The 13362-nt window shown below is 61.2% G+C and carries 12 protein-coding genes; 1 reads left to right on the forward strand and 11 read right to left on the reverse strand.

Annotation, left to right across the window (positions count from 1 at the left end):
• Positions 1-29: 29 nt before the first annotated feature.
• The 4 genes from Q1B16_RS09465 to Q1B16_RS09480 form a co-directional block, all read right to left on the reverse strand.
• Entirely contained in the window at positions 30-1373 is a 1344-nt protein-coding gene (locus Q1B16_RS09465) for an FMN-binding glutamate synthase family protein (protein ID WP_299787062.1), read from the reverse strand.
• Positions 1374-1383: 10 nt separating this feature from the next.
• On the reverse strand, positions 1384-2061 hold the full coding sequence (locus tag Q1B16_RS09470) for a GXGXG domain-containing protein (protein ID WP_299787064.1): 678 nt from the start codon (positions 2059-2061) through the stop codon (positions 1384-1386).
• A 1-nt stretch (position 2062) separates the two neighbouring features.
• Positions 2063-2992, reverse strand: coding sequence for a glutamine amidotransferase family protein (locus Q1B16_RS09475; RefSeq protein WP_299787067.1), 930 nt, complete (start codon positions 2990-2992; stop codon positions 2063-2065).
• A 117-nt stretch (positions 2993-3109) separates the two neighbouring features.
• Positions 3110-3730, reverse strand: a complete 621-nt coding sequence (locus Q1B16_RS09480) for an XRE family transcriptional regulator (protein ID WP_299787070.1) — start codon at positions 3728-3730, stop codon at positions 3110-3112.
• 313 nt (positions 3731-4043) lie between these two features.
• Here Q1B16_RS09480 and Q1B16_RS09485 point away from each other — a divergent pair, with 313 nt between their 5' ends.
• Complete coding sequence (locus tag Q1B16_RS09485) at positions 4044-5819, forward strand: histidine kinase dimerization/phosphoacceptor domain -containing protein (protein WP_299787072.1); 1776 nt, start codon at positions 4044-4046, stop codon at positions 5817-5819.
• A gap of 66 nt (positions 5820-5885) precedes the next feature.
• Here the strand turns inward: Q1B16_RS09485 and Q1B16_RS09490 are convergent, their stop codons facing one another.
• The 7 genes from Q1B16_RS09490 to Q1B16_RS09520 form a co-directional block, all read right to left on the reverse strand.
• Positions 5886-6038: a hypothetical protein gene (locus Q1B16_RS09490; RefSeq protein WP_299787075.1), complete on the reverse strand. Its 153-nt coding sequence runs from the start codon at positions 6036-6038 to the stop codon at positions 5886-5888.
• Between the two features lie 67 nt (positions 6039-6105).
• Positions 6106-6753 carry an NAD-binding protein gene (locus Q1B16_RS09495; protein WP_299787078.1) on the reverse strand — a complete coding sequence of 216 codons (648 nt, stop codon included), beginning with the start codon at positions 6751-6753 and terminating at the stop codon, positions 6106-6108.
• Positions 6754-6756: 3 nt separating this feature from the next.
• On the reverse strand, positions 6757-8226 hold the full coding sequence (locus Q1B16_RS09500) for a potassium transporter TrkG (protein ID WP_299787081.1): 1470 nt from the start codon (positions 8224-8226) through the stop codon (positions 6757-6759).
• Between the two features lie 76 nt (positions 8227-8302).
• Positions 8303-8869 (reverse strand): sarcosine oxidase subunit gamma, encoded by a 567-nt coding sequence (locus tag Q1B16_RS09505; protein WP_299787084.1) that lies wholly within the window; start codon positions 8867-8869, stop codon positions 8303-8305.
• Positions 8862-11816, reverse strand: a complete 2955-nt coding sequence (locus Q1B16_RS09510) for a sarcosine oxidase subunit alpha family protein (RefSeq protein ID WP_299787087.1) — start codon at positions 11814-11816, stop codon at positions 8862-8864. Before Q1B16_RS09510 ends, Q1B16_RS09505 begins: the two co-directional genes overlap by 8 nt.
• Complete coding sequence (locus Q1B16_RS09515) at positions 11813-12100, reverse strand: sarcosine oxidase subunit delta (protein ID WP_299787089.1); 288 nt, start codon at positions 12098-12100, stop codon at positions 11813-11815. Before Q1B16_RS09515 ends, Q1B16_RS09510 begins: the two co-directional genes overlap by 4 nt.
• A complete protein-coding gene (locus Q1B16_RS09520; RefSeq protein WP_299787092.1) occupies positions 12100-13350 on the reverse strand; it encodes a sarcosine oxidase subunit beta family protein in 1251 nt (416 codons plus the stop codon). The genes Q1B16_RS09515 and Q1B16_RS09520 overlap by 1 nt, the downstream gene beginning before the upstream one ends.
• Positions 13351-13362: the final 12 nt, after the last annotated feature.

The raw sequence follows: 13362 nt of genomic DNA on the forward strand, positions 1-13362 counted from the left end.
GCAGCTTTGGGGCTGCGCCTATGTGTGTTTCAGAATGTCGTGCCGGGCTTACCGGGCCACCAATCGGTGCCCGCCAGCGGCACCTTGGCCATCGCCGCTGCCTCCATCGTCAGCGCGCAGAGATCTTCGGGTTCGAGATTGTGCAGCTTGTTTTTGCCGCAGGCGCGCGCGATGGTTTGCGCCTCAAGCGTCATGACCTTGAGGTAGTTGTTCAGCCGCCGCCCGCCTTCGACCGGGTCGAGTCGTGAAGCGAGTTCCGGGTCCTGCGTACTGATGCCTGCGGGGTCGTTGCCTTCGTGCCAGTCGTCATAGGCCCCGGCGGTGGTGCCGAGTTTCTGGTACTCGTCTTCCCATTTGGGATCGTTGTCACCGAGCGCGATCAGCGCGGCAGTGCCGATGGATACGGCATCGGCCCCCAAGGCCATGCATTTGGCCACGTCGGCCCCGGTGCGGATGCCGCCCGACACGATCAGCTGCACCTCGCGGTGCATTCCAAGGTCTTCGAGCGCGCGCACCGCTTCGCGGATACAGGCCAGCGTCGGCATCCCGACATGTTCGATGAACACATCCTGCGTCGCCGCCGTGCCGCCCTGCATGCCGTCCAGAACCACCACATCCGCCCCGGCCTTGACCGCAAGAGTCGTGTCGAAATAGGGCCGTGCGCCGCCGATCTTGATGTAGATCGGGACTTTCCATCCGGTAATTTCGCGCAGTTCGAGGATCTTGATCTCGAGGTCGTCCGGCCCGGTCCAATCCGGGTGGCGGCAGGCCGATCGCTGGTCGATGCCCTTGGGCAGGTTGCGCATTTGTGCCACGCGGTCGGTGATCTTTTGACCCAAGAGCATCCCGCCGCCACCGGGCTTTGCCCCCTGGCCGACGACGATTTCGATGGCATCCGCCTTGCGCAGGTCGTCGGGGTTCATGCCGTAGCGGGACGGCAGGTACTGGTAGACCAGCGTCTTGGAATGGCCGCGCTCCTCTTGCGTCATGCCGCCGTCGCCGGTGGTGGTTGACGTGCCGGCGAGCGTCGCGCCGCGGCCGAGTGCCTCTTTCGCGGGACCGGACAACGCGCCGAAACTCATGCCCGCGATGGTGATTGGGATATCGAGCTTGATCGGGGTCTTCGCATAGCGCGTTCCCAGCGTAACGGAGGTGTCGCACGCCTCGCGATACCCCTCCAAAGGATAGCGCGAGATGGACGCGCCCAAAAACAGCAGGTCGTCGAAATGCGGCACTTTCCGTTTCGCGCCACCGCCGCGAATGTCGTAGATGCCTGTCGCCGCCGCGCGGCGGATTTCGGCGTTTACGGGGTTGCTGAAGGTCGCGGACTGGATCGGCACCGTGCGCGGTGCGCCGTTTGGCAGGTCTTTCATCGCAGGCTCCTCAATACGCGTTGTCGGGGTGAAAATTGTACAATTGGCGGGCCGACCCGTACCGTTTGAACTCTTCCGGTTTGGCCTCACATTCGCCGCGCGCCAATAGTTCGGCGAGCATCGAAATATGCTCGTCACGCATTTCCTTCTCGATGCAATCCGCGCCAAGCGATTTGACCGACCCGCGCACGAAGAGCCGCGCTTCGTAGATCGAGTCGCCCAACGCATCGCCCGCATCGCCGCACACGACGAGGTTCCCCGACTGCGCCATGAAGGCCGACATATGCCCGACATTGCCATGCACGATGATGTCGATCCCCTTCATCGAGATCCCGCAGCGGGACGACGCGTTGCCTTTGATAATCAGCGTCCCGCCATGCCCGGTCGCGCCCGCGTATTGCGATGCGTCCCCGTCGATGATGACCGTGCCGGACATCATGTTCTCGGCCACGCCCGGCCCGGCGGACCCGGTGACGTGTACCGTCGCCTGCTTGTTCATCCCTGCGCAGTAATAGCCGGTGGAACCTTTGACCGTCACTTCGATCGGCGCGTCCAGACCGACGGCAATCGCGTGGCTGCCCTTGGGGTTCACGATCTCCCACGCGGTCTGGTTCGTCTGTTCGGCCTGCGCCTGCAACGCGGCGTTCAGGTCGCGCAGCGGGGTGGTTTCCATGTCGATGGTCTGCATGTCAGGCGGCCTTTTCTGTCGGGGTCGACGTGTCGGCATGGCTCCAGAAATAGACGGTGGCGGGTTCCGGTTCCCAAACTCGGGCCTGGTCGATGCCCGGCAGGTTCACCAGCGCGCGATATTCGGACCCGAAGGCCACGTATTGATCCGTTTCCGCCATCACCGCCGGTTTGCAGGCAATGGGGTCGCGCACAACGCCGAACCCGTCCTTGGTGCCAACGACGAAGGTGAAGAAACCGTCCAGATCGTGCAGCGCGCTGTCCAGCGCTTCGCCCAGAGTCGCGCCATTCTGCATGCGCCATGTGATGTAAGCCGCGCCGACTTCGGTGTCGTTCTCGGTCTCGATATGGATGCCCTCGCGTTGCAGCTTGCGGCGAAGGCGGTTGTGGTTGGACAGCGACCCGTTGTGGACAAGGCATTGGTCCGGGCCGGTGTTGAACGGGTGCGCGCCCATGGTCGTCACCAGTGACTCGGTCGCCATGCGGGTGTGACCGATGCCATGCGTGCCCGCCATCGACCGCAGATCAAACCGCGCCGCGACGTCCTTGGGCAGGCCGACTTCTTTGTAGATCTCCACCGTATCGCCGGATGACATGATCCTGACCTCGGGGGTGATCGCGGCGAGTGCGGCCCGGGCTGGAGCCAGTTGGCCGCGGGGAATTTCGATGACCGCGTGGGTGTCTTTTCGGCGCAGGGAAACGGGGGTTCCAAGCGCGGTGCTCAGATCGTCTTCGAGCGTGGCGAAGGCCTGATCCGGTGTCTCGGACTGGACTGTCAGCTTGGAAATGTTTGCGTCATCTTCCGAATAAATCGCGATCCCCGCGCTGTCCGGGCCGCGATCGGTCATGGTGATGAGCATATCCGTCAAGAGCGACCCAAGCTGAGGTTCGAGCGAGGGATCCTTGAGGAACAATCCGACGATTCCACACATCACCGCGGTCCTTCTGCATTGAGTGAAAAGCGATGGCGTTGGATAACACTGCCGGACCAAGCCGACAATAAAGGGAATTAAAAATTCCTCTGAGGAAATATGTATCTGCCTAAAGTTTCAGCTCTGCGCGTAGCTGATGATCGACAGATACCGTGCCGGCAATTCGACAAGCGTCTCTGGCCCATGCGGTGCGTCGGCTTCGAAAAACAGGGTGTCGCCCGGACGCAGCGGGTAGATCTTTGCCCCGTGCCGATAATCGATAGCCCCTTCGAGCATGAAAATGGTCTCGATCCCGTCGTGCTGGAACGTCTGGAATGTGTCCGATTCAGAGGTGAGAACGATCAGGTAAGGCTCCACGATCACGCCGCTGGTGTTGGCACCGATGTGCCCAAGAAGGTTGTACTGATGCCCCGCCCGCGTGCCCTCGCGTTCGATGGTCAGCCCTTCGCCCGCTGGTGTGTGCACGGCTTCTCGCTTTTCCTCGAACCCGCGAAAGAAGGCGGTCAGGGGCACAGACAGGGCGTTGGCCAAGGACTGTAGCGTTGTCAGCGACGGGGAGGTGTTGCCGTTTTCGATCTTCGAGAGCATCCCGACCGAAATGTCGGTTTGCCGCGACAGATCGGCCACGGTCAGGTTCTGCTGCTTGCGAAACGCACGCACTTCGCGGCCGATGGCGACTTCGAGGACTTTCTCCTGAATGTCCGAGGTCCGGTGCGGATTTTGCGTGAGTTTGACCAAGGATCACCCGTTTATCGGCACAGTATTGTCGCAAGTGTTAGAGACACTGGTCCCGAAACACCAGAAGCGCGGGTCTCGACCTTTTCGTCCAACTGGACACAAAGAAAGAATAAAATGTCACCAGTTCACGAATTTCTCATCAATATCAGCGGAACAAGTCGCATGATAAGACGTTGCGCAGTGGGATCCTTAATAAATACAACAGGCACAGAATCATGTCACCGATGACGGCACCGGCGAATAGCACATGGCTTCGCGAAGCAATCGACCGCTTAGGCGCGGACGACATTGTGCGGATCGTCGTCAGATTGACATGACGGACGGTTTTTCAAACACGTCAGAAGACCAGTATCGGGTTGGCGACGCGAAGTCGTTAAGCCAAAGCCTTGTCGTGCGCATTGCGTTCCTGTTGTCGCTGGCGCTTTTGCCGATCGGTCTTGTCGCCATGGGCCAGACGTGGCGCGCGTTGCATGTCACCAATGACAATCTCGAAGCGTCGATCCACGCGCGCACCAGCGCCCTTGTCGAGCCCGAGCGGCGTGCTTTGTTCGACAAGATGGGAACGGCGCGCACACTTGCGGATATGATCGGTGCGACCGACCTCAGCACCGAGGCGTGTATCGCCGTCATGCAGCGCGTGCTCGACACAAATCCGCGGCTTGCCTTTGCCGGGCTAATGGTGCCGGGGTCGATGTCGCGATGCAACAGCACTGGCGCCGCGTTTCAAAGCCCCCCGAACGCGCGCACGGCCGAGCTTTTCGCGAACCCGGAACCCTACATCTCGTTCAACCCGCGCGGCGCGGCCAGTCGGCTGCCGGTGATTATCGTGGCCTATCCGGCGTTCGATGAAGACGGTGAATTTCTGGGGTTCGTGTCGATCTCTTTCCAGACGGAACCATTGGTTCAACCGGACTCCAGCCTTGGTGTCGACGGGGACGTCGCCTTGGTGACGTTCAACAAGTTCGGTGAAACACTGTCGAGCTTCACGCCGAGCGGACCGATCCTGGATTACATCCCGCAGGGCCTTGCGCTGGAAGGGTTCGTCAATCAGGACGACACCTTCTTCACCGCGACAACGCCGCTTGGCGAGCAGCGTCTGATCTCGGTCGTGCCAATCCTTCCGGGAGAGGTTTACGCCCTGGGCAGTTGGGGCCGCACGGCTCTGCAACGTACCACGTCGACTTGGTTCACCGCATCGACGTTGCTGTTCCCCTTCCTCATGTGGCTTGTGGGTATCGCGGTCGCGGTGACGTCGCTCAACCGGTTGGTGCTGCGCCATATCCGCGATCTGGGCCGTCGCATGCGCCGCTTCGCCAAGCATCGTGATGTGGTGACATCGGAAAAGATCGCCACGGCACCGAGCGAGATCCAGACCATCAACGGGACGTTCGAAGCGATGGCGGACCAGTTGTTGCGGGATGAGGCCGATCTCGAGAACGCGGTCTTCGAGCGTGAGGTCTTGCTGAAAGAGGTGCACCACCGGGTCAAGAACAACCTTCAGCTGATCTCGTCCATCATCAACATGCAGGTCCGCCAGTTGTCCAGCCCCGAAGCGGTTTCGGCGCTGCGTCAATTCCAGGACCGCGTGACCAGCCTCGCTTCTGTGCACCGGGCGCTCTACCAAGAGCCGTCGCTCACGGAAATTCGGTTCGACTTTCTTGTGAAAGATCTTGTGGAGCAGGTCAGATCGGCCGCTGTCGTTGCCGATCACTCTGTCGACATCGCACTTGATCTCGACCCGGTGACCTTGTTGCCAGACCAGACCAGCCCGCTGGCCATGATCGCCACGGAAGCTTTGTCAAATGCGTTCAAATACGGTGGGCCGACATCGGAAGGGGTTTTCCACGTGAAGGTGAGCCTCAGGGAAGTCACAGAAGGCGAGAAGACCCAAGTTTGTCTGAAGATCGAAAACACGATTGATCCGACCGCGCGACCTCCGGTGGGAAATGGGCTGGGCAAGCGCCTGATCATGGCGTTCGCCAGTCAGCTGAACGGGGATCTTCGCTACGATGAGGGGGACGACGTGTACAGCCTGAGCGTGTCGTTCGAGTACCAGCCGTTCTCACCGGGGTCCGTTCATCCCGAATAAGGCACCGCACAAAAAAAGCGCACCCTGATCCGGGCGCGCTTTTTTGCTGTCTGGCGGTTAATGGTGCTACGAATCCGGCGCGTCCTTCGCGAGATGCGACTTGTCCGCGTTCGGATTATGAAGCTTTTCTTCCGTGCGCTTTTTGCTGACCAGAGCAAAGATGGTGAAGGCCAACAGGGTCATCAGGGCCAGAAGAGGTACGAGAAATTCTGCAGTCATGATGGTCTCCTTTCACCGAGGAAGAACCCATAGTGGCGGGACTTGTTCCGCGCGCTCACGATCATGTTTATTCTTCGGCGAACATATCGGTCAGCGCTTCGACCTGATCGCGGGCGGCTGCCAGCAACAGGTAGTCCCCCTCGGAAAGCTCCTGTTCATCGGACAAGAGCTTTTCGTGCTCGCCCCGGACCAGGGCAACTCCCATGACGTTTTCAGGCAAGTCTAGCGCGCCGAAGGTTTTCCCGGCCAATCGGTTCGGTACCGCCAGGCGTTTCAGGCACAGCTCGTTCTTGAGCGCTTCGCTGTCGAGCGCGACCTCGTCCTCGAGCGCATCGGCGATGCTTTCGGCAACGGTGGCGTGAGGGTTGATGGTGTCATGGAGTTCCAACTGGTGGCACACCGTGACCAGTTGCGATGACACGAGTTGCGGGATCACCCGGCCAAAGCCGACCGAGCGCGCGACCAGCGCTGCAAGAATGTTGTCTTCCGACGCATTTGTAACGGCGATAAAGGCATCTTTTTCGTCGCGGAACGTATCCTGCAACACAGACGGCATGGTTCCATCGCCTTCGATCATCCCGCAATCAAGCCGTTCGGACAATTTTTCCAGACGATCCCGATCCCGGTCGATCAATACGACTTCATGGTTTTCACCGATCAGCTTATCCGCGATGGCCTCGCCGAAACGCGACGCGCCGAGAATGACAACTCGCATAGGTCAGCTCCTTTTTCGCCAGGTTCTCGGTGCAAGCAGCACAAGCACCGCGATAAATTCCAGCCGTCCGAGCCACATGGCGAAGGTCAGGCTCAGAATGAGGTCGGGTGGCAGATCGGCGTTCACGACACCGCTGGAAAGACCGACCGTCGACAGGGTCGAGACGATGTCGAAGAGCGCCGGAAGAGCCGGCAAGCCATGGGCGAGACTTTGCAACCATAGCAGAAACAGCGCGGTCGAGTAGAGCGACAGCAAAGCCAGCAAGCTGATCAGAGTCTCCGGCTCGACCTTCTTGCCGTTCTCCATCAGTGGATTGACCGCCCGTCGTGGCAAGCGGGCATCGCGCATGGCGTGGATCACAGTGCGCAGCAAAATCCCGAAGCGCGCGATCTTGAAGCCGCCGGACGTGGAACCGACATCTCCTCCGATCAACATCGCGATCATCAGGATCACCAGCGCCGGGCTGAATGTCGGCATGGGACCAGTGGAATACCCGGTCGTTGTCAGGCCCGAGATGAGATTGAGCAACTCTCGGTAGATCACGCCCACGGAGGTGGTGCCGGTCAACACCATAAGTCCTGCATAGGCGCCGCAGAGACCCGCAAGTGCGATCAGGACGCGACGCACCGACCCGAGTTGCCACGCCTCTTCGGGTTTGCGCTGGAACAGCATGACAAAGGTGAGCAGCGACACCGATCCGATCACGCAGGACACCATGACGATGCCTTGGCCCAGCGGGGAGTATGATGCAAGACTGTCCGGGCGCGGGGCGAAGCCTGCGGTTGAAATGCCCGACAGCGTCAGCACAAGCCCTTCACGCCAGTCCGGAATGACGATCATCGTGAGGATGGCCATGATAACGGTCAGGCCAAAATAGACGCCCAGTAATTGTCGTGCCTGAGCTCGGGTCGAGGAGATGCGGTCTCCCTGATCGATGCCGGCGCGCCCGAGCCTCTGGGTTGGAACGCCCGCGGGAAGGAGAAGTGCGAGAACGGCTGTGGCCATGACCAGACCACCACACCATTGGGTCCAGGACCGCAGGAAATGCGCGGCGAAGGGCCAATCCGCGGTGCTCGCAGCGACGGAATGGCCGGTTGTGGTCACGCCGCTCATGGATTCGAAAAAGGCTGCGTGGATTGGCATGCCGAGACTAACGAAGGCGGGCGTGCAGATTATTGCGCCCAGAAACATCACCAGCGCGACTGTAATGAGCGCTTCGATCCGGCGAAGGTCATCCGGCAGCGATGTCCGGTAAGCCGCTGCGAACAAGGCGGCGGCAACAAATGACGGCACAAAAAGCGTCAGCGCAAAATCGTTTGCGCCCTCGAGCAGTGCCCATAGGGCGGGGGGAAGGCAGAGGATCACGAAGATCGGCGCGTGTTTGGTAATCGTCAAGGCAATGACCGCCGGTCGCGCGCGCTGGGCAAGACTATCAGCGCCGGAGGAAAAGGCCGACGCGGGCCGAATTGACATACTATATCCCGACGCGCGGTATTGCTTTCGTTAATGGGTTGAAACGCAACTCCGAACGATTGGTTCCCTGTGTGTGTTAAAGAGCGGCATGCATGGCCGTCACCAGCGCATGGTGCAGCGACTTTGCCGAAGACCGCGGCCCGAGGATGCGCAGCCAGTTCGACGGATCGCGCCGCAGGACGTAGACCCCCATGTAATGTATAACTGTGCGCTGGGCGTCGCCGGTCTGCATACGGTCGATGTCGATATTCGCGCATAGCCGGATCACGTCTTCAATCCCGTCCCCACGCATATCGAAACAGACCCACGCATCGGTCTGGTCGGTGATTGCGGCGGTGGCGCCGAAACGCGACTTCAAGTGCCGGGCCAAATCCTCATGCGTCGCAATCGGTGCACCGACCATCCATTGATCCGGCCCCATCCAGAACGACGCTTCTGGATCGCGCAGAACGGTTTTGCCAGGCTCGGGGACCTGCCCGTCGAGCAGGTCGCTCAAATGCGCGCGGCACGCATCCTCTTGCCCAAGCCGCGCCGCGACCGACGCCAGCGCCAGACCGGGGTTTTCCGTCAGGGTCACATCGGCCACGGTATCGACTTGCGGATCGCTGCCGCCAAGGGCACAAAGGGGGGCGAGATCATGCACGCAGACGGTCTCCTTCGGGATCGAGGAAATGTGGGCTGACCACTTCGACATCGTGATCGACGCCGGTCAATGGGCTGACAAGGCGGATCACCTCGCCGATGCGGGTGTCGCCCGATTTCAAGAAGCCGAGGGCAATGTGGTGGCCCAGATTGGGCGAATAGCAGGCCGAGGTCACGTAGCCCTGATCGTTGGTTGCCGTGACCTTGGTGCCCTTAGTCATCAGATGCGCACCGGCGGGCACGGAGTGATCCGAGTTCACCTGTTTCAATCCGACGAGTTTCAGCGCGTCGGGTTCATTCAGGCCCGGTCGTTCCGACAGTTTCGATCCGATCGAATCCTTGGCCTTCGACACCATCCTCCCCATCCCAAGGTTCAACGCGGTGGTGGTCCCGTTCAGTTCGTTTGCCGTCACGTGGCCTTTTTCGATGCGCATGACATTCAAGGCTTCAAGCCCATATGGCACTGCGCCAAATTCCTCACCGGCCTGCATCAGGCGACGCACCAGCGCGTCACCATAGCGGGTCGGCACGGCGATTTCATAAGCCAACTCACCCGAGAACGAGATGCGGAACAACCGCGCGCGGAGGCCGCCGCAGATGGTAATTTCCGCGCAGGCCATGAACGGGAAGGCGTCGTTGGACAGGTCAACGCCCGGATCGACGATCTTCTCGAGCAGCGCGCGTGAGTTCGGCCCAGCAACCGCGAATTGCGCCCAGGCTTCGGTCGTGGAGATCAACTGCACGTCCATGTCCGGGTAAAGGCATTGGCGCACGAATTCGAGATGGCGGTAGACCGGTACGGCCTTGGCGGTCGTCGTCGTGACGACGAAATGATCCTCGGCCAGCCGCGCGGCGGTGCCGTCATCCATGACGATTCCGTCCTCGCGCAGCATCAGGCCATAGCGCACCTTGCCGACGGGAAGTTTGGCGAAACCGTTGCAGTAGACCTTGTTGAGGAAGTCGGCAGCATCCGCGCCCTGCACGTCGATCTTGCCGAGCGAGGTCACGTCGCAGATGCCGACCGACTTGCGGGTTTGAAGCACCTCGCGGTCGCAGCTTTGCCGCCAATGGGTCTCGCCCGGCTGCGGGAACCACTGCGCACGCAGCCAGAGCCCCGCTTCGGTAAACACCGCGCCCTGTTCCTCTGCCCATGTGTGGCTGGGTGTCAGGCGCGTGGGCCGGGTGTCCTTGCCCCAAGCGCGGCCTGCGAACACGCCCATCGCGGTGGGCGTGTAAGGCGGGCGGAACATCGTTGTGCCGACCTCGGGGATCTGTTTGCCGGCAACTTCGGCCATGATCGCAAGACCGGCCACATTCGACGTCTTGCCCTGATCGGTCGCCATGCCCAGCGTCGTGTAGCGCTTCAGATGCTCGACCGAGACGTAGTTTTCCTGATGCGCCAGCTTGATGTCCTTGGCGGTCACGTCGTTCTGCTGGTCCACCCAGGCGCGCTTGGCGGTTTTGACGTGCCAGAAGGGGGTGATGTTCACCGGGGTGTCTTCGGCCTCGGGCAACGTGGCGGCTTTGGTTTTGATACCCAGATCGGACAGAATGGCCTTGGCCTCATCCGCGCCCGAATGTAGCGCGCCGTGGGTGGAGAAGACGCCCTTGGCGGCCCCCGCAACACTCATGCCCGGCGGCAGCGTTTCGCCGGGCACAAAGGCGGCAAGCGCCTCGTTCCAGACCGGGCGACCCCCCTGATGACAGGTGAGATGCACGTTCGGATTCCACCCGCCGGACACACCCAGCGCCCCGCACGTGATCCGGCGAATACCTCCCTTGGGCATCCTGACCTCGATCCGGGTCAGGCCAAGGCGACCCCATGTCTGGTCGATGATGCCACCGGCGATCACCTCGTAGTCGGAAGACGCGGGCGCATCGGCGCGGGTGTCGATGACCGAGACGACCTCGACCCCCTTGGCAATTAGGTCGGTCGCGGTGCGATGGCCGTCATCGTTGTTGGTAAAGATCGCCACTTGCTGCGCGGGCGTCACGGCCCAGCGGTTCGCATAGGCGCGGAGTGCGCTGGCCTGCATGATGCCGGGGCGGTCGTTGTTTTCGAACACAATGGGCCGTTCGGTGGTTCCGGCGCAGAGCAGCGCGCGCTTCGAGGTGATGCGCCAGAGGATTTGCCTGGGTTTGCCCTCCGGCGGCACGGGCAGGTGGTCGCTGACACGCTCCACCGCGCCGTAGATGCCGTGGTCGAAGGCGCCGATGACGGTGGTGCGGGGCATGACGCGGACATTCGGCATCGTCTGCAACCGCGCAACACTCTCCGCCGCCCATTCGGTGCCGGACTTGTCGCCAAGCGCGTGGGTTTCGAGGTTCAGCCGCCCGCCGATCAGGAAATCCTCGTCACACAAAATCACCCGCGCACCGCTTTCCCCGGCCGTCAAGGCGGCCGCCAACCCGGCAGGACCGCCGCCGATGATAAGCAGGTCACAATGCAGGAAGCCCTTGTCGTAGCTGTCGGGATCGTCCTGAGTGCTGAGCGACCCCAGACCGGCGGCACGGCGGATGATCGGCTCGTAGACCTTTTCCCAGAATGCGGCGGGCCACATGAAGGTCTTGTAGTAGAACCCGGCGGCAAAGAAATTCGACAGCAGGTCGTTGACCTCCATCGCGTCGAATTTCAGCGACGGCCATCGGTTCTGCGAATTGGCGCGCAGGCCGTCATAAAGCTCCGCTGTGGTTGCGCGGATGTTGGGTTCCTTGCGCGCCCCTTCACGCAGCTCGACAATCGCGTTCGGCTCTTCCGACCCGGCAGTCATCGGCCCACGCGGGCGGTGGTACTTGAACGACCGGCCCATGAGGCGCACGCCATTTGCCAGCAGCGCCGAGGCGAGCGTATCGCCCTTGTGTCCCTTGTAATAGGTGTCGTCAAAACGGAAGGACAGGGTTTCGGACCGGTCGATCAGCCCACCGTCCAAACGGTTTTTCTGGCTCATTTCGACCGCCCCTCTGCCCGGGCCACATCGCGGGCAAGCTCCACCTGCGTGATTTCATGCGTGACCGTGTTGCGCGTCACGACAAGCCACGATCGGTCGCCTTGTTCGTGATACCAAAGTTCGCGATGCAAACCCGCCGGGTTATCGCGGGTGTGGCCGTAGTCGATGAATTGCTCCAGCGCATCCTCGGCCTGCCAGTCGGGGCGGTTGATGAGGCACGCATCGCCCAGATAGACGAATTCGCTGGAATCGCGCGGGCCAAGGATCGGATGGTTGATGATCATCAGTGCAGATTGGGCTGATTGCCCACCCCTTTTTCGTCGACCATGTGCCCGGTATGAAACCGGTCCAGCCGGAACGCGGTGGCGGTGTCGTGCGGTGTGTCGGTGGCCAGCAGATGCGCATAGACAAAGCCCGAGGCGGGTGTGGCCTTGAACCCGCCATAGCACCAGCCACCGTTGAAATAGAGCCCGTCGATATGGGTCTTGTCGATGATCGGCGTGCCGTCCATCGACATATCCATGATCCCGCCCCACGACCGCAAAAGTCGCGCGCGACCGAGCATCGGGAACATGGCGATGGCTTCTTCCATCACGTCCTCGACCATCGGCAGGTTGCCGCGTGAGGCGTAGGAATTGTAGCCGTCGATATTGCCGCCGAACACCAGACCGCCCTTGTCGGACTGGCTGCAATAGAAATGGCCCGCGCCAAAGGTGATGACACCGGGCAGGACGGGTTTCAGACCTTCGGACACGAACGCCTGCAAGACATGGCTTTCGATCGGCAGACGCATCCCGGCATAGGCCATGACCCGCGACGACGATCCGGCGACACAAACACCGACTTTCTCTGCGCCGATATAGCCGCGGGTGGTCTCGACCCCCTGAACCCTTCCACCTTCGATCCTGAAACCCGTAACTTCGCAATTCTGAATGATGTCCACACCGCGCTGATCGGCGGCCCGTGCATACCCCCAGGCCACCGCATCGTGCCGCGCGGTGCCGGCCCGCGCCTGAAGCAACCCGCCCATCACAGGGAAACGGGCGTTCTTCACGTTGAGGAACGGATACTTCTCCAACACCTGTTTCTGATCCAGAAGCTGCGCATCCGCGCCGTTCAGGATCATCGCGTTACCGCGCCGGATATAGGCGTCGCGCTGGGCGTCGGAATGCATCAGGTTGATGATCCCGCGCTGGCTCATCATCGCGTTGTAGTTCAAGTCCTGCTCCAGCCCCTCCCAAAGCTTAAGCGAAAATTCGTAAAATGGCTCATTGCCATCCAGCAGGTAGTTCGACCGCACAATCGTGGTGTTCCGCCCAACGTTGCCGCCGCCGATCCAGCCCTTTTCAAGCACGGCGATCCGCGACTGCTTGAATTCCTTGGCAAGGTAATAGGCCGTTGCCAAACCATGCCCGCCGCCGCCGATCACGACATAATCATACGCGGGCTGCGGGTCAGGATCACGCCACGCCGGTCCCCAGCCGCGATGGCCGGTGAGCGCTTCCTTGATCACGCGGAAACCTGAATAACGCATCGCAGTCGACTC

This window comes from uncultured Marivita sp. (assembly GCF_947488135.1).
Lineage (GTDB): Bacteria > Pseudomonadota > Alphaproteobacteria > Rhodobacterales > Rhodobacteraceae > Marivita.